At 63.5% G+C, this 14,616-nt stretch carries 16 protein-coding genes; 9 read left to right on the forward strand and 7 right to left on the reverse strand.

Translation table 11 applies throughout. From position 1 onward, the window contains the following. Positions 1-9: 9 nt before the first annotated feature. The 4 genes from rlmH to A0O30_RS09165 are packed head-to-tail and all read right to left on the reverse strand — an operon-like array spanning position 10 to position 2,883. On the reverse strand, positions 10-477 hold the full coding sequence (gene rlmH, locus A0O30_RS09150) for a 23S rRNA (pseudouridine(1915)-N(3))-methyltransferase RlmH (protein ID WP_003249722.1): 468 nt from the start codon (positions 475-477) through the stop codon (positions 10-12). Positions 478-487: 10 nt separating this feature from the next. Beyond that, complete coding sequence (rsfS, locus tag A0O30_RS09155) at positions 488-907, reverse strand: ribosome silencing factor (RefSeq protein ID WP_016712189.1); 420 nt, start codon at positions 905-907, stop codon at positions 488-490. Between the two features lie 43 nt (positions 908-950). Beyond that, positions 951-1,643 (reverse strand): nicotinate-nucleotide adenylyltransferase, encoded by a 693-nt coding sequence (nadD, locus tag A0O30_RS09160; protein ID WP_105946270.1) that lies wholly within the window; start codon positions 1,641-1,643, stop codon positions 951-953. Beyond that, entirely contained in the window at positions 1,612-2,883 is a 1,272-nt protein-coding gene (locus A0O30_RS09165; RefSeq protein ID WP_105946271.1) for a glutamate-5-semialdehyde dehydrogenase, read from the reverse strand. The genes nadD and A0O30_RS09165 overlap by 32 nt, the downstream gene beginning before the upstream one ends. 306 nt (positions 2,884-3,189) lie before the next feature. Here A0O30_RS09165 and A0O30_RS09170 point away from each other — a divergent pair, with 306 nt between their 5' ends. Both A0O30_RS09170 and A0O30_RS09175 read left to right on the forward strand, forming a co-directional pair. Then, the gene (locus A0O30_RS09170; protein ID WP_104833882.1) at positions 3,190-3,858 is read left to right on the forward strand and encodes a DNA-3-methyladenine glycosylase; all 669 of its coding nucleotides are present in this window, start codon (positions 3,190-3,192) and stop codon (positions 3,856-3,858) included. A gap of 2 nt (positions 3,859-3,860) precedes the next feature. Continuing rightward, positions 3,861-5,177 carry a bifunctional DedA family/phosphatase PAP2 family protein gene (locus tag A0O30_RS09175; protein ID WP_105946272.1) on the forward strand — a complete coding sequence of 439 codons (1,317 nt, stop codon included), beginning with the start codon at positions 3,861-3,863 and terminating at the stop codon, positions 5,175-5,177. 14 nt (positions 5,178-5,191) lie between these two features. Here A0O30_RS09175 and A0O30_RS09180 read toward each other — a convergent pair whose 3' ends face one another. Genes A0O30_RS09180 through A0O30_RS09190 form a run of 3 tightly spaced genes read right to left on the reverse strand, consistent with a single transcriptional unit; the run spans position 5,192 to position 6,867 of the window. Then, positions 5,192-5,782 carry an LON peptidase substrate-binding domain-containing protein gene (locus A0O30_RS09180; RefSeq protein WP_016712194.1) on the reverse strand — a complete coding sequence of 197 codons (591 nt, stop codon included), beginning with the start codon at positions 5,780-5,782 and terminating at the stop codon, positions 5,192-5,194. 9 nt (positions 5,783-5,791) lie between these two features. After that, positions 5,792-6,508: an LrgB family protein gene (locus A0O30_RS09185; protein ID WP_105946273.1), complete on the reverse strand. Its 717-nt coding sequence runs from the start codon at positions 6,506-6,508 to the stop codon at positions 5,792-5,794. Next, positions 6,505-6,867 carry a CidA/LrgA family protein gene (locus A0O30_RS09190; RefSeq protein ID WP_060498529.1) on the reverse strand — a complete coding sequence of 121 codons (363 nt, stop codon included), beginning with the start codon at positions 6,865-6,867 and terminating at the stop codon, positions 6,505-6,507. Before A0O30_RS09190 ends, A0O30_RS09185 begins: the two co-directional genes overlap by 4 nt. Positions 6,868-7,010: 143 nt before the next feature. Between A0O30_RS09190 and A0O30_RS09195 the strand changes: the two genes are divergently transcribed. From A0O30_RS09195 to purD, 7 genes are all read left to right on the forward strand, one after another. After that, a complete protein-coding gene (locus tag A0O30_RS09195) occupies positions 7,011-7,466 on the forward strand; it encodes a MaoC family dehydratase (protein ID WP_016712197.1) in 456 nt (151 codons plus the stop codon). 202 nt (positions 7,467-7,668) lie between these two features. Continuing rightward, a complete protein-coding gene (prmA, locus tag A0O30_RS09200; RefSeq protein ID WP_105946274.1) occupies positions 7,669-8,547 on the forward strand; it encodes a 50S ribosomal protein L11 methyltransferase in 879 nt (292 codons plus the stop codon). A 42-nt stretch (positions 8,548-8,589) separates the two neighbouring features. Next, positions 8,590-9,942, forward strand: a complete 1,353-nt coding sequence (locus tag A0O30_RS09205) for a DUF3426 domain-containing protein (protein ID WP_105946275.1) — start codon at positions 8,590-8,592, stop codon at positions 9,940-9,942. 175 nt (positions 9,943-10,117) lie between these two features. Continuing rightward, positions 10,118-11,131: a tRNA dihydrouridine synthase DusB gene (dusB, locus tag A0O30_RS09210; RefSeq protein ID WP_016712200.1), complete on the forward strand. Its 1,014-nt coding sequence runs from the start codon at positions 10,118-10,120 to the stop codon at positions 11,129-11,131. Beyond that, on the forward strand, positions 11,128-11,448 hold the full coding sequence (gene fis / locus A0O30_RS09215; RefSeq protein WP_019099786.1) for a DNA-binding transcriptional regulator Fis: 321 nt from the start codon (positions 11,128-11,130) through the stop codon (positions 11,446-11,448). The genes dusB and fis overlap by 4 nt, the downstream gene beginning before the upstream one ends. An 81-nt stretch (positions 11,449-11,529) precedes the next feature. Further along, positions 11,530-13,137: a bifunctional phosphoribosylaminoimidazolecarboxamide formyltransferase/IMP cyclohydrolase gene (gene purH, locus A0O30_RS09220; RefSeq protein WP_060498534.1), complete on the forward strand. Its 1,608-nt coding sequence runs from the start codon at positions 11,530-11,532 to the stop codon at positions 13,135-13,137. Positions 13,138-13,319: 182 nt separating this feature from the next. Further along, positions 13,320-14,615, forward strand: a complete 1,296-nt coding sequence (purD, locus tag A0O30_RS09225) for a phosphoribosylamine--glycine ligase (RefSeq protein WP_016712203.1) — start codon at positions 13,320-13,322, stop codon at positions 14,613-14,615. Position 14,616: the final 1 nt, after the last annotated feature.

A 14,616-nucleotide genomic window follows, 5' to 3' on the forward strand; every position in this document is an offset into this window, starting at 1 on the left:
CTTACAGGCTCATTTGTGGTAAGGGTGCCCGGACAACACGGTCCAGGCGCGGTAGATCTGCTCGCCGATGAGTATCCTTACCAACGGGTGCGGCAGGGTCAGCGGCGACAGCGACCAGCGTTGCTCGGCGCGCGCACAGACCTCAGGCGCAAGGCCCTCCGGGCCCCCCACCATCAAATTCACCGTGCGCGCATCCAGGCGCCAGCGGTCCAGCTCGGTCGCCAGCTGCTCGGTACTCCAGGGCTTGCCATGGACCTCGAGGGTGACAATGCGTTCCCCAGGCTGCACCTTGCTCAGCATGGCTTCGCCCTCCTGACGGATCAGGCGGGCGACGTCGGCATTCTTGCCACGGGTGTTCAGCGGGATTTCCACCAGCTCCAGCGACAGCTCGGCAGGCAGGCGCTTGGCATATTCATGCCAGCCTTCCTCGACCCACTTCGGCATGCGCGAGCCGACCGCAATCAGGCGCAAACGCACAGCGCTGCCCTTATTCGCGGTCTTTGAGCTTGTCGGAGTACTCGTGAGCGTGGTCCGGGCTGTGGTGCTTGCCATCGGCAGCACGGCTTTGCTCGGCACCCTGCCACAGGCGCTCCAGGTCGTAGAACTGGCGGGCAGCGGCAGTCATCATGTGCACGATGACGTCGTTCAGGTCCAGCAGCACCCAGTCGCTGTCGCCCTTGCCTTCTTCACCCAGTGGTTGGGCGCCCTTGGCCTTCACGGCTTCGCGGACCTTTTCCAGCATCGCGTTGATCTGGCGGTTGGAGGTACCGGTGGCAATGATCATGTAGTCGGTCAGGCTGTGCTTTTCGCGCACGTCGATGACCTGGATGTCCTGGGCCTTGACGTCTTCCAGCGCTGCCTTGGTCAGGGCGACCAGTTCTTCGCCGTAAATTTTCTGCTTGGTCATATAAAACTCGTTCAACTCGTTGGATGAGGCGCCAGAGGCACCGTCAGTTGGGCGCACGATACAGTTCGTGCGCCTCGATGTAGGCCAGTACGGCGTCCGGCACCAGGAACCTCACCGATTTGCCGCTGGCCAGCAGCTGTCGGATCTGTGTAGCCGACACCGCAAGCGGCGTCTGCCAGACGAACGAAATATTTCCCGCCGGGCCGGACATGGCGGCAGGATCGCTCTCCGAGCGCGCAGCCAGCAGGTTGCGCAGCTCGTCAGGGGGTTCTACGTCGGCATCCGGGCGTTGCAGCACCAGGATGTGACAGTGTTGCAGCAGTTCTTCCCAGCGGTGCCAGGTAGGGAGGCCACAGAAGGCATCCCAGCCCAGCACCAGGAACAGCTGGTCGTTGTCGGCCAGTTCGGCGCGGATCGACTCCAGCGTATCGATGGTGTACGACGGTTTGTCACGCGCAAGCTCGCGGGCATCGACGCTCAGGCAGGCAACGCCTTGCACCGCTTCACGCACCATGGCCAGGCGATCCTCGGCGGCCACCTGCGGGGTATCGCGGTGTGGCGGCCGGGCGTTGGGCAACAGGCGCAACTCGTCCAGCCCCATGAACTCGGCCACTTCCAGCGCGCTGCGCAGGTGGCCGATGTGCACGGGGTCGAAGGTGCCGCCTAGAATGCCGATACGCCGGACTGCCTGGGCTTTGCTCAACTCAGCACGACCCCTGGCCGCGCAGCTGGCCATCGCCGATGACCACGTACTTCTCGCAGGTCAGGCCTTCCAGGCCGACCGGGCCACGGGCATGCAGCTTGTCGGTGGAAATGCCGATTTCCGCACCCAGGCCGTACTCGAAGCCGTCGGCGAAGCACGTCGGGGTGTTGAGCATGACCGACGCCGAGTCGACTTCAGCCATGAACTGGCGAGCTTCGCCCTGGTGTTCGCTGATGATCGAGTCGGTGTGGTGCGAGCCATAGTGGTTGATGTGCTCGATGGCCTGGTCCAGGCCGTCCACGACGCGGATCGACAGGATCGCGTCCAGGTACTCGGTGTGCCAGTCGTCTTCGCTGGCCGGCTTGGCCTCGATCAGCGCGCGGGTACGTTCGCAGCCACGCAGCTCCACGCCCTTCTCCTGGAAGCGGCGGGCCATTTCCGGCAGGAAGCGCTCGGCCACCTGCTGGTCGACCAGCAGGGTTTCCATGGCGCCACAGATGCCATAACGGTAGGTCTTGGCGTTGAAGGCCACGTTCCAGGCCTTGTCCAGGTCGGCATGCTGGCTGACGTAGACGTGGCAGATGCCGTCCAGGTGCTTGATGACCGGCACCCGGGCATCGCGGCTGATGCGTTCGATCAGGCCACGGCCGCCGCGCGGCACGATGACGTCGACGAACTGCGGCATGCTGATCAGCGCACCCACGGCTTCACGGTCAGTGGTCTCGACCACTTGAACCACGGCTGCCGGCAGGCCGGCTTCAGCAAGGCCACGCTGGATGCAGGTGGCGATGGCGCGGTTGGAATGGATGGCTTCGGAGCCGCCGCGCAGGATGGTCGCGTTACCCGACTTCAGGCACAGGCTGGCGGCATCGATGGTCACGTTCGGGCGCGATTCGTAGATGATCCCGATCACCCCCAGCGGTGTGCGCATCTTGCCGACCTGAATGCCCGATGGGCGGTAGCTCATGTCGCGAATCGCACCGACCGGGTCCGGCAGGCTGGCCACCTGGCGCAGGCCGGTGATCATGCCGTCGATGCGTGCCGGGGTCAGCGCCAGGCGGTCGAGCAGCGCCGGCTCCAGGCCATTGGCGCGGCCGGCGGCCAGGTCCAGTTCGTTGGCGGCAGTCAGCTCGGCACGGGCAGCATCCAGCGCATCGGCGGCGGCTTGCAGGGCGCGGTTCTTCTGCGCGGTGCTGGCACGGCCGATCACCCGGGAAGCCTCACGGGCAGCGCGACCCAAGCGGGTCATATAGTCAAGAACGGACTCAGTCATGGGTTCGGTGTCTTGGCGAAGGGGAAATCGGCTGATTATAACTGCCGCGCAGGTGTACGCCCAGCGGCGGGTGGCGGATGGTAGAAAATGGTCGGGGGCAATGCGTAGGAAAGATGTAACCGGGGTTATCGAAAAATCAATCTCCTGTTGTGGCCCTTTCGCGGGCACGCCCGCGCCTACAAGGATTTGCGAGCACTTGCAGGCGCGAACTTGCTCGCGAATGCAGCCACGCAACGCCCAACAGGTTCAGCCTCGATTAAGCCATTCATTGCTATCATCCCGCCTCCCCAGCCACGAACCGCCCGCATGCCAGCCCTGCCCGACAGCTTTTTCGACCGCGACGCCCAGACCCTGGCCAAAGCCCTGCTCGGCAAGGTTATCCGCCATCGCCACGGCGACCTGTGGCTTGCCGCGCGCATCATCGAGACCGAGGCTTACTACCTCGCCGACAAAGGCAGCCACGCCTCGCTCGGCTACACCGAAAAGCGCAAAGCGCTGTTCCTCGATGGCGGGCACATCTACATGTACTACGCCCGCGGCGGCGACTCGCTGAATTTCAGCGCTCACGGGCCGGGCAACGCGGTGCTGATCAAGTCCGCCTATCCTTGGCAGGATGCCCTTTCAGGCCCCAACAGCCTGGCGCAGATGCAACTGAACAACCCCGATGCCAGCGGCCAGCTGCGCCCGGATGAGCGTCTGTGCGCGGGCCAGACCCTGCTATGCCGGGCTCTGGGCCTGAAAGTGCCGCACTGGGACGCCCAGCGCTTCGACGCCGAGCGGCTGTACGTGGACGATTGCGGCAACGCCGTACCACGGGTCATCCAGGCCGCGCGCCTGGGCATCCCGCACGGGCGTGACGAACACCTGCCCTACCGTTTCGTCGATGCCGAATACGCCCGCTTCTGCACGCGGAACCCGTTACGCCGCGGCCAAGTCGAAGGCCGGGACTTCTTCATTCACGAACAAGGAAGCTGAACATGGGCCAATGGCTCGACAGCCTGACCGGCTGGCTAAGCGCCAACCCACAGTGGCTTGGCCTGGCGATTTTCCTGGTGGCCTGCATCGAATGCCTGGCCATCGCCGGCATCATCGTGCCGGGCACCGTGCTGCTGTTCGCCGTCGCGGTACTGGCCGGCAGTGGCGCCTTCAGCCTGGGGGAAACCTTGCTGCTGGGCTTTCTTGGCGGCCTTTTGGGTGATGCGCTGTCGTATACGGTGGGCAAGTACTTCCACCAGAACATCCGCTGCCTGCCCTTACTGCGCCACCACCCGGAATGGATTGGCAGCGCAGAGACCTACTTCCAGCGTTATGGCATTGCCAGCCTGCTGGTAGGCCGGTTTATCGGCCCTCTGCGACCGATGCTGCCGATGGTGGCCGGCATGTTCGACATGCCCCTGCCGCGCTTCATCGCCGTCAGCCTGGTGGCCGGCGCCGGCTGGTCGGTCGCCTACCTGCTGCCCGGTTGGGCCACTGGCGCAGCCATGCGCCTACCGCTGCCGGAAGGCTTCTGGCTGGATGCGGGCATCATCGCCGGCACCCTGGCCGTGCTGATCGGCCTTAGCCTCAACAGCAGCCTGCGTGACCAGCGCCACGGCACCCGGCTGGTTGCCGGCCTCAGTTTCATCGCCCTGGCCGGGATATTTATCGGCTGGCCTTACCTGCATGAGTTCGATCAAGGCGTGATGACACTGGTCCAGGAACACCGCAGCCAGGCCATCGATGGCACCGTGGTCCTGGTGACGCGGCTGGGTGACTTCCGTACCCAGTTCTTCCTTGGCGGGCTGCTGACAGGCCTGTTGCTGCTTGCCCGGCAGTGGCGACACGCCCTGTTCGCTGCCGGCGCCCTGATGGGCACGGCGATTGCCAACGGCACACTCAAATGGCTGTTCGCCCGGGCACGGCCAGAAGTGCTGACCGACCCGCTGACCAGCTACAGCATGCCCAGCGGGCACAGTTCGGCGTCGTTTGCGTTCTTTCTGGTGATGGCCGTGCTGGCGGGGCGTGGGCAGCCACCGCGGATGCGCCTGACCTGGGTGATGCTGGGTTGCATTCCGGCCCTGGCGATTGCCCTGTCGCGGGTTTACCTGGGGGCTCACTGGCCGACAGACATCCTGGCCGGGGCGCTGCTGGCGTGCTGTGTGTGTGCGCTTAGCCTGACCCTGGTGCAACGGCGCCAGACACTGCCAGCCCTGCCGCAGCGGGCGTGGTGGCTGGTGCTGCCGGCCTGCGTGGCGCTACTGGCGTTCTTCGCCATGCATGCGCTGCCGCAGGCTTTGCTTCGATACCAATATTGATTTAGCCAGTCCCCTCAGGCAAACAGTTCGCCCTGAATCCGCTCCAGCAGCTTCTGGATCTCCCCCAGCCGCTGCTGCGGCGAGTCAAGGGTCAGCAGATCCAGCTTGTCCTCTTCCATGAACGGCAGCAGGTACGCCAGCTGATTGGACAGCGCCTGCCGCCCGTCCACTGGCCTCGGCATGTCCAGCGCTTCGACCATCGGGTGCTCACCCAACGCCACCAGCAGCGCCAACAGGTCGTCGTCCGCCTCCAGCAACGGGCTGTCCGCCTGCTCCGGCAACCATTGCACCTGCCCTACCAGCAACTGGTCCTTCTGCACTTCGGTGCTGTCGAGGTTGAAGCGCCGCACACCTTCGACGCGAATACCCAGCAACCCGTTGTCTTGCTGGACGAAGTCGCGGATGACCGCCTCACAGCCAATCGAGGCGACCATCGGCGGCGCTTTGCCAACCTGCTCGCCCTCAAGGATGCACACCACACCAAAACCTTCGCCCTGCTTCATGCAGCGGCTTATCATGTCCAGGTAGCGCGCCTCGAAAATCTGCAAATCGAGAAAGCAGCCAGGAAACAGCACGGTATTGAGCGGAAACAGCGGTAGCGTCATCACAAGTCCTCAAGCCACCAGGCTGACCGCCAGCGGCAGGAACACCGCCGTGGCCACGCCCATCAGGCTCATCGCCAGCGCGGCAAAGGCGCCGCATTCGTCACTTTCCTGCAGGGCCACCGAAGTGCCCACCGCGTGCGCGGTCACGCCCAGCGACATGCCTCGCGCCTCAGGGCTGTGCACCCCGAAGCGGCTCAGCAGCGCCGGACCGAAGATGGCCCCGATCACCCCGGTAATCAATACGAACACCGCAGCCAAGGCCGCCACGCCACCAATCTGTTCGGCCACCAGCATGGCGATCGGCGAGGTAACGGACTTCGGCGCCATGGTCATCAGGATCATGTGTTCGGCACCGAACCACCAGCCCAGCAACAGGCAGCACAGGGTGGCGAACAGGCCTCCGACTACCAGCGTAGTAAATGTGGGCCAGAACAGTTGGCGGATACGCCGCAGGTTGAGATAGAGCGGCACAGCCAGGGCGACGGTGGCAGGCCCCAGCAGGATGTTCATGATTTCGGTGCTTTTGCGGTACTCGCTGTAGTCGATACCGCACAGCAGCAATACGCCGATTACCAGCAACATCGAAACCAGCACCGGCTGCAGGAAGATCCAGCGGGTCTTTTCGTAGGCCGCCAGCACAACCTGGTAGGCCCCGAGCGTAATGCCGATACCGAACAACGGGTGATGGACGACTGCGTCAAGCGCGCCTTGCCAGTCGAGCATCATGGCTGCTCCTCACGTTTGCCCTGGCGCTGGATGAGCTTTTGCATCAGCACCCCGACAAACACCAGCGTCACCAGGCAGGAAATCAGCAAGGCTCCGGCAATGGCCCAGAAATCAGCGGCAATGTCCTTGGCATACACCATTACCCCTACCGCCGGCGGCACCAGCAACAGCGGCAGGTAGCGCAGCAGGCTACTGGCGGCCTCGTTCAACGGCTTGCCCACCTCACCGCGAGCCATGAGAAAGAACAACAGCAGCAACAGGCCAATAATCGGCCCCGGCAAAACCGGCACCAACAGGTGATTGATCGCCGTCCCCAGCAGCTGGAACAGCACCAGCCAGGTCAAACCACGCAACAGCATAAGCATCTCCCTCGGGCATGGTGGCCATTATAAGCACGCCCGGCTATAGACCGATATTCGCCGAAAAGCGGGCAACTTGACTGAAACGGTTAGCCGTGCTGATCTTGCACTTTCGTACCAACTGACAACCTGGAGAGTCCGCGATGCCCTATGTACCGGTTACAGAGCTTTCGCAGTACGTTGGTAAGGAACTGGGCCGCTCTGCCTGGCTCAAGATCGACCAGCAGCGCATCAACCTGTTCGCCGAGGCAACCGGCGATTTCCAGTTCATTCATGTCGACCCTGAGAAGGCGGCAAAAACACCGTTTGGCGGTACGATTGCCCACGGTTTCCTGACGTTGTCGCTGATTCCCAAGCTGATCGAGGACATCCTGGTCCTGCCGCAAGGGCTGAAGATGGTGGTGAACTATGGGCTGGACAGCGTCAGGTTCATTCAGCCGGTCAAGGTCGACAGCCAGGTGCGTTTGAAGGTGGACCTGGCCGAGGTGACCGAGAAAAAGCCGGGGCAATGGTTGCTGAAGGCGATTGCCACGTTGGAAATAGAAGGTGAAGAGAAGCCGGCTTATATAGCTGAGTCGCTCTCGCTCTGTTTCGTCTGATGCATCACGACCTCTGTGGGAGCGGGCATGCCCGCGAAGCAGGCACCGCGGTGGATGGCACGGGCTTCGCCCGTGTTCGCGGGCGCGCCCGCTCCCACAGGGTCCGTACCAGGCCTTCTCTACAAACCTTCCGTACTCGCGTAAACTGCCAGCCTTCGCGCAGCCTAGGGCTGCCCCTGTCGATTTACCAAAGGTGCCCGCCATGCCCTGGCTGCAAGTACGCCTGGCCATCAGCCCGGAACAAGCCGAAACCTACGAAGACGCCCTGCTTGAAGTAGGCGCCGTCTCGGTCACGTTCATGGACGCCGAAGATCAACCGATCTTCGAGCCAGACCTCAACACCACCCCGCTGTGGTCGCACACTCACCTGCTGGCGCTGTTCGAGGCCGATGCCGACCCTGAGCAAGTGTTCGCCCACCTGCGCCTGCTGACCGGCGCCGAGCTGCCCGAACACCAGGCCGAAGTGATCGAGGACCAGGACTGGGAACGCAGCTGGATGGACAACTTCCAGCCGATGCGTTTCGGCCAACGCCTGTGGATCGTACCAAGCTGGCACGATGCCCCGGAAAAGGACGCCGTCAACCTGCTGCTCGACCCGGGCCTGGCCTTCGGCACCGGCACCCACCCCACCACCGCCTTGTGCCTGGAGTGGCTGGATGCCCAGCAAATGGAAGGCACCCAGGTGCTGGACTTCGGCTGTGGCTCGGGCATCCTGGCCATTGCCGCGCTGCTGCTGGGCGCCCGTGAAGCAGTCGGCACCGACATCGACGTGCAGGCCATCGAGGCTTCGCGCGACAATGCCCAGCGCAACGGCATTGCCGATGAAAAGCTGGCGCTGTACCTGCCCGAGCATATGCCGGCCATGCAGGCCGACGTGCTGGTCGCCAACATCCTGGCCGGCCCGCTGGTATCGCTGGCGCCGCAGTTGTCCGGCCTGGTCCGCCCAGGTGGCCTGCTGGCCCTGTCGGGCATCCTCGCCGAGCAGGGCGAAGAGGTGGCTGCCGCCTACGCTGCCGACTTCGAGCTGGACCCGATCGTCGTACGCGACGGCTGGGTGCGCATCAGTGGTCGCCGCCGTTAAGCGGGCCTAGAATAGTCTTCTGCACAGCTCCCGGATTGCCGCATGACCGACAGTTTCGTCACCCAGTGCCCGCATTGCCAGACCAGCTTTCGCGTCACCCACCACCAGTTGAGCGTGGCTCGCGGTGTGGTGCGCTGCGGTCACTGCTTGCAGGTGTTCAATGCCGCCAAGCAGTTGCTGGAGCAGAACCGCGCCAATGCACCGGTGGTGCCTGCGCCAGTACCCGCTGTGCCGGCCGAACCGCTGATCGAACAGGCGGTCACCCCTGAGCCCGCCATCGAAGTACGCAACGATAGCCCTGACGATGCCTGGGCGCTTACCGCCCAGGCCCTGGATGAGCTTGACCTCGACAAGGAACTGGAGCGCCTGGAACGTCGTGGCCAACCGGCACCCACACGCCCGGCCAACCTGGATGGCGGGCTGCAGGCAAGGCGCGACGAGCTGCACCCGGACGAGCACGCAGACAACCTGTTCGGCACAGCCACCGACGAGCCCTTTGAACCCCAACAGCCGGCAGAAGCCGCCCCGGTGCTGTTGGAGCCGGAGCCCCTGGCGCTGGACCTGGAACCGGCACCCGGCGAGCGCACCGAACCGACCCTGGGCAGCAACCTTGACCTGGAGATCGATGACGAGCCGCCCGTCCACCGCGCGCCCGAAATCGATGAGCAGCCTGCCTTCAGCGAGCCACTGCGCGCCAGCGATGACGAAATACCGGAAAAAGGCCTGAGCGCCCGCGACGATGAGCCGCTGGCGCTGCACCTGTCGGCCCGCGACGACGAACCCGACGAGCCCCTACCCGGCGACCGCCTTGAACCAGGCCTTGCCAGTAAACCCGAGCGCCTGGCACGCAAGGAACCGCTGGTCGATGTGGTCGACGACCCGCTGCAGCTGGGCTGGGAAAAACCCGCCCCCAACTGGGGCAAGCGTTTGTTGTGGGGTTTTCTGACCTTGCTGGCTGCTGGCCTGTTGGCCTTCCAGTACGTGTGGTTCCACTTCGACGAGATGGCCCGCCAGGACCAGTACCGGCCAATCTTCCAGCAGATCTGCCCGATGGTCGGTTGCCAGGTGCCCACCCGCGTCGATATTGCACGCATCAAGAGCAGCAACCTGGTAGTGCGCAGCCACCCCGACTTCAAGGGTGCACTGATCGTCGATGCGATCATCTACAACCGCGCCCCCTTCTCCCAGCCGTTCCCGCTGCTGGAGCTGCGCTTTGCCGACCTCAATGGCCAGCTGATCGCCAGCCGTCGCTTCAAGCCCAGCGAGTACCTGTCGGGCGAGTTGGCCGGGCGTGGCGACATGCCCAGCCAGACGCCGATCCATATCGCCCTGGACATCCTCGACCCGGGGCCGAAGGCCGTCAACTACAGCCTGAGCTTCCGTTCGCCGGAATAGGCAGTGCGCCAGCGGGGCTGCCAGGCAGCCCCGCTGTCCATATGTCGCACCAAAAGTCATAAGCCGACAACTGTTCAGATTTTATCCAAATCCATCTTTATCCGGTCACCGAGAGCGGGTATCATGCCAACCCTTTTTCGAACTCCAAGATTCGGCCCCACAACAGGGATCACCTATGTCGGCGGTACGCATCGGCCAATACACACTACGTAACAACCTGATCCTCGCGCCCATGGCCGGGGTCACGGACCAGCCTTTCCGTACACTTTGCCAGCGCCTGGGCGCGGGCATGGTGGTGTCGGAAATGGTCAGCAGCGACATGAGCCTGTGGAACAGCCGCAAGTCGAGCCTGCGCCGCATCCATGAAGGTGATCCCGAGCCACGCTCGGTGCAGATCGCCGGCGGTGATGCGCAGATGATGGCAGCGGCGGCAAAGGCCAACGTCGAAGCGGGCGCCCAGATCATCGATATCAACATGGGCTGCCCGGCAAAAAAAGTCTGCAACAAAGCTGCAGGCTCTGCTTTATTGAGAGATGAAGCCTTGGTCCACGAAATCCTCCACGCCGTTGTCGGCGCCGTGGATGTTCCGGTGACCCTGAAGATCCGCACCGGTTGGGACCGGGCGAACAAGAACGGCCTGAACGTGGCGAAGATCGCCGAACAGGCCGGCATCCAGGCGCTGGCGGTGCATGGCCGCACACGCGCCGACCTGTACACCGGCGAAGCCGAATACGACACCATCGCTGCCATCAAACAGGCGGTGTCGATCCCGGTTTTTGCCAACGGCGATATCACTTCGCCAGAAAAGGCCCGGGCGGTGCTGGATGCCACCGGGGTCGACGGCCTGTTGATCGGCCGCGCCGCCCAAGGGCGGCCGTGGATCTTTCGCGAGATCGAGCATTACCTGCGCACTGGCGAACACCTGCCAGCGCCGCAGCTGGACGAAGTGGAACGCATCCTGCTGGAGCACCTGGCCGCGCTGCATGCCTTCTATGGCGATGTGATGGGCGTACGTATCGCCCGCAAGCACGTTGGCTGGTACCTGGCAACACGACCCGGCGGCAAGGAGTTTCGCTCCCGGTTCAACGCTTTGGAAGACACACAAGCGCAGTGCGCCAACGTTCGCGCGTTTTTCAGTGAACGTCGACAGAGCCTTGAGACAGAGGACGGACAAGGGGTGGCCGCATGACGATGATGACCGAGACATTTGTGAGTGGAACAACGCCCGTGAGCGACAACGCCAACCTGAAACAGCACCTCAACACGCCGAGCGAAGAGGGCCAGACCCTTCGCGACAGCGTCGAGAAGGCGCTGCACAACTACTTCGCCCACCTGGAAGGCGCGACCGTGACGGACGTGTACAACCTGGTGCTCTCCGAAGTCGAGGCGCCCCTGCTCGAATGCGTGATGAACTACGTGAAGGGCAACCAGACCAAGGCCAGCGAGATGCTCGGGCTGAACCGAGGCACCCTGCGCAAGAAGCTCAAGCAGTACGACTTGCTGTAAGCCAGAATCCCAACCAGAAAAGGCGGCTCCCTGAACAGAGGCGCCTTTTTTGCTGACTCCACCGCGTTATTGGAACCCGAAATGACCGACCAGACTACCCGCCTGCCAGTCCGCCGCGCCCTGATCAGCGTCTCCGACAAGACCGGTATCCTCGAATTCGCCCGTGAGCTGCAGCAGCTCGGTGTCGAGATCCTGTCCACCGGCGGCACCTACAAGCTGCTCAAGGACAACGGCGTGAACGCGGTGGAAGTGGCCGACTACACCGGCTTCGCCGAAATGATGGATGGCCGGGTCAAGACCCTGCACCCGAAGATCCACGGCGGCATCCTCGGCCGTCGCGGCACCGACGACGCCATCATGAACGAGCACGGCATCAAGCCGATCGACCTGGTCGCGGTCAACCTGTACCCGTTCGAAGCCACCATTTCCAAGCCTGGCTGTGACCTGCCGACCGCTATCGAGAACATCGACATCGGCGGCCCGACCATGGTCCGTTCGGCTGCCAAAAACCACAAAGACGTGGCCATCGTGGTCAACGCCAGCGACTACGCCGGCATCGTCGAAGGCCTCAAGGCCGGTGGCCTGACCTACGCCCAGCGCTTCGACCTGATGCTCAAGGCGTTCGAGCACACTGCCGCCTACGACGGCATGATCGCCAACTACATGGGCACCATCAACCAGGCCAAGGACACCCTTTCGACTTCCGACCGCAGCGAATTCCCGCGCACCTTCAACAGCCAGTTCGTCAAGGCCCAGGAAATGCGTTACGGCGAGAACCCGCACCAGAGCGCGGCGTTCTACGTAGAAGCCAAGAAAGGCGAAGCCAGCATTTCCACCGCCATCCAGCTGCAAGGCAAGGAGCTGTCGTTCAACAACGTGGCCGACACCGACGCCGCGCTGGAGTGCGTGAAGAGTTTCGTCAAGCCGGCTTGCGTCATCGTCAAGCACGCCAACCCGTGCGGCGTGGCCGTTGTGCCTGAAGACGAAGGCGGCATCCGCAAGGCCTACGACCTGGCCTATGCCACCGACACCGAGTCGGCATTCGGCGGCATCATTGCCTTCAACCGCGAGCTGGACGGCGAAACCGCCAAGGCCATCGTCGACCGCCAGTTCGTCGAAGTGATCATCGCGCCGAAAATTTCCCAGGCTGCCCGTGAAGTGGTTGCCGCCAAGCAGAACGTACGCCTGCTTGAGTGCGGCGAATGGCCTGCCGAGCGCGCTGCCGGTTGGGACTTCAAGCGCGTCAACGGTGGCCTGCTGGTGCAGAGCCGCGATATCGGCATGATCACCGCCGATGACCTGAAAATCGTCACCAAGCGCGCCCCGACCGAGCAAGAAATCCACGACCTGGTGTTCGCCTGGAAAGTGGCAAAGTTCGTCAAGTCCAACGCCATCGTCTACGCCAAGCAGCGCCAGACCATCGGCGTAGGCGCTGGCCAGATGAGCCGCGTCAACTCCGCCCGCATTGCTGCAATCAAGGCCGAGCATGCTGGCCTGCAGGTGCAGGGCGCGGTCATGGCTTCGGACGCGTTCTTCCCGTTCCGTGATGGCATCGACAATGCGGCTAAAGTGGGTATCAGCGCCGTGATCCAGCCGGGTGGTTCGATGCGCGATGCCGAGGTGATTGCTGCTGCCGACGAAGCTGGCATCGCCATGGTCTTCACCGGTATGCGCCACTTCCGCCACTGATTTACGGTAATCGGCCGCACTGAAGCAGGCATCTGCTGCGTTGGGGCCGGTTCCGCTGATGCTCATTGCCAGAAGGCAACTCCGCTCATCGGAACCGGCCCCGCCTTGCATCTACCTGCTTCATTGCGACCTCGTACAGTGTGAGGCCTTGCCTCCCGTCCGAAAGAATTCGAGGTTTTGACATGAAAGTTTTGATCATCGGCAGCGGCGGCCGTGAGCACGCCCTGGCCTGGAAAGTCGCCCAGGACCCACGCGTCGAGAAAGTTTTCGTTGCCCCGGGCAACGCCGGCACCGCCATTGAAGCCAAGTGCGAAAACGTCGCCATCGACGTCTGCGCGCTGGAGCAACTGGCCGACTTCGCCGAGAAGAACGTCGACCTGACCATCGTCGGCCCTGAAGCACCGCTGGTCATCGGCGTGGTGGACCTGTTCCGCAGCCGTGGCCTGGACTGCTTCGGCCCAACCAAGGGCGCGGCCCAGCTGGAAGGTTCCAAGGCCTTCACCAAGGACTTCCTGGCACGCCACAAGATCCCGACCGCCGACTACCAGAACTTCACCGAAATCGAGCCTGCACTTGCCTACCTGCAAGAGAAAGGCGCACCGATCGTGATCAAGGCCGACGGCCTGGCTGCGGGCAAAGGCGTGATCGTCGCCATGACCCTCGAAGAAGCCGAAGCCGCCGTGCGTGACATGCTGGCCGGTAACGCCTTTGGTGAAGCCGGTTCGCGTGTGGTGATCGAAGAGTTCCTCGACGGCGAGGAAGCCAGCTTCATCGTCATGGTCGACGGCCACAACGTGCTGCCCATGGCCACCAGCCAGGACCACAAGCGCGTCGGCGACCAGGACACCGGCCCGAACACCGGCGGTATGGGTGCCTACTCCCCTGCCCCGGTGGTCACCGCCGACGTGCACCAGCGTGTGATGGACCAGGTCATCTGGCCGACCGTGCGCGGCATGGCCGAGGAAGGCAACGTCTACACCGGCTTCCTCTACGCGGGCCTGATGATCGACAAGGCGGGCAACCCCAAAGTCATCGAGTTCAACTGCCGCTTCGGCGACCCAGAGACCCAGCCGGTCATGCTGCGCCTGGAGTCGAGCCTGGTGCTGCTGATCGAAGCCGCCTTCGCCAAGGCGCTGGACAAGGTCGAAGCCCAGTGGGACCCGCGCCCAAGCCTGGGCGTGGTGCTGGCAGCTGGAGGTTACCCGGGCGACTACGCCAAGGGCGACGCCATCAGCGGCCTGGACGCTGCGGCCAAGATCGAAGGCAAGGTGTTCCATGCCGGTACTTCGCTCAAGGATGGCCAAGTGGTCACCAACGGCGGTCGCGTTTTGTGTGCCACTGCCATGGGCAGCACCGTCGCTGACGCGCAGCAGCAGGCTTACCGTCTGGCCAAGGAAGTGAGCTGGAACGGCAGCTTCTACCGTACCGACATCGGTTATCGGGCCATCGCCCGCGAGCGCGGTGAGCACCAGCAGTAAG

Source organism: Pseudomonas sp. LLC-1, assembly GCF_002992185.1.
Classification (GTDB): domain Bacteria; phylum Pseudomonadota; class Gammaproteobacteria; order Pseudomonadales; family Pseudomonadaceae; genus Aquipseudomonas; species Aquipseudomonas monteilii.

Bases quoted from the DNA above. Each gene is read 5' to 3' on its own strand.
- A0O30_RS09180 (WP_016712194.1), bottom strand. From the start codon at position 5,782: ATGACGCTACCGCTGTTTCCGCTCAATACCGTGCTGTTTCCTGGCTGC.
- A0O30_RS09190 (WP_060498529.1), bottom strand. From the start codon at position 6,867: ATGCTGTTGCGTGGTTTGACCTGGCTGGTGCTGTTCCAGCTGCTGGGG.
- fis (WP_019099786.1), top strand. From the start codon at position 11,128: ATGACGATGATGACCGAGACATTTGTGAGTGGAACAACGCCCGTGAGC.
- rsfS (WP_016712189.1), bottom strand. From the start codon at position 907: ATGACCAAGCAGAAAATTTACGGCGAAGAACTGGTCGCCCTGACCAAG.
- nadD (WP_105946270.1), bottom strand. From the start codon at position 1,643: ATGGCCAGCTGCGCGGCCAGGGGTCGTGCTGAGTTGAGCAAAGCCCAG.
- purD (WP_016712203.1), top strand. From the start codon at position 13,320: ATGAAAGTTTTGATCATCGGCAGCGGCGGCCGTGAGCACGCCCTGGCC.
- A0O30_RS09205 (WP_105946275.1), top strand. From the start codon at position 8,590: ATGACCGACAGTTTCGTCACCCAGTGCCCGCATTGCCAGACCAGCTTT.
- prmA (WP_105946274.1), top strand. From the start codon at position 7,669: ATGCCCTGGCTGCAAGTACGCCTGGCCATCAGCCCGGAACAAGCCGAA.
- purH (WP_060498534.1), top strand. From the start codon at position 11,530: ATGACCGACCAGACTACCCGCCTGCCAGTCCGCCGCGCCCTGATCAGC.
- A0O30_RS09165 (WP_105946271.1), bottom strand. From the start codon at position 2,883: ATGACTGAGTCCGTTCTTGACTATATGACCCGCTTGGGTCGCGCTGCC.
- A0O30_RS09170 (WP_104833882.1), top strand. From the start codon at position 3,190: ATGCCAGCCCTGCCCGACAGCTTTTTCGACCGCGACGCCCAGACCCTG.
- A0O30_RS09175 (WP_105946272.1), top strand. From the start codon at position 3,861: ATGGGCCAATGGCTCGACAGCCTGACCGGCTGGCTAAGCGCCAACCCA.
- dusB (WP_016712200.1), top strand. From the start codon at position 10,118: ATGTCGGCGGTACGCATCGGCCAATACACACTACGTAACAACCTGATC.
- A0O30_RS09185 (WP_105946273.1), bottom strand. From the start codon at position 6,508: ATGATGCTCGACTGGCAAGGCGCGCTTGACGCAGTCGTCCATCACCCG.
- A0O30_RS09195 (WP_016712197.1), top strand. From the start codon at position 7,011: ATGCCCTATGTACCGGTTACAGAGCTTTCGCAGTACGTTGGTAAGGAA.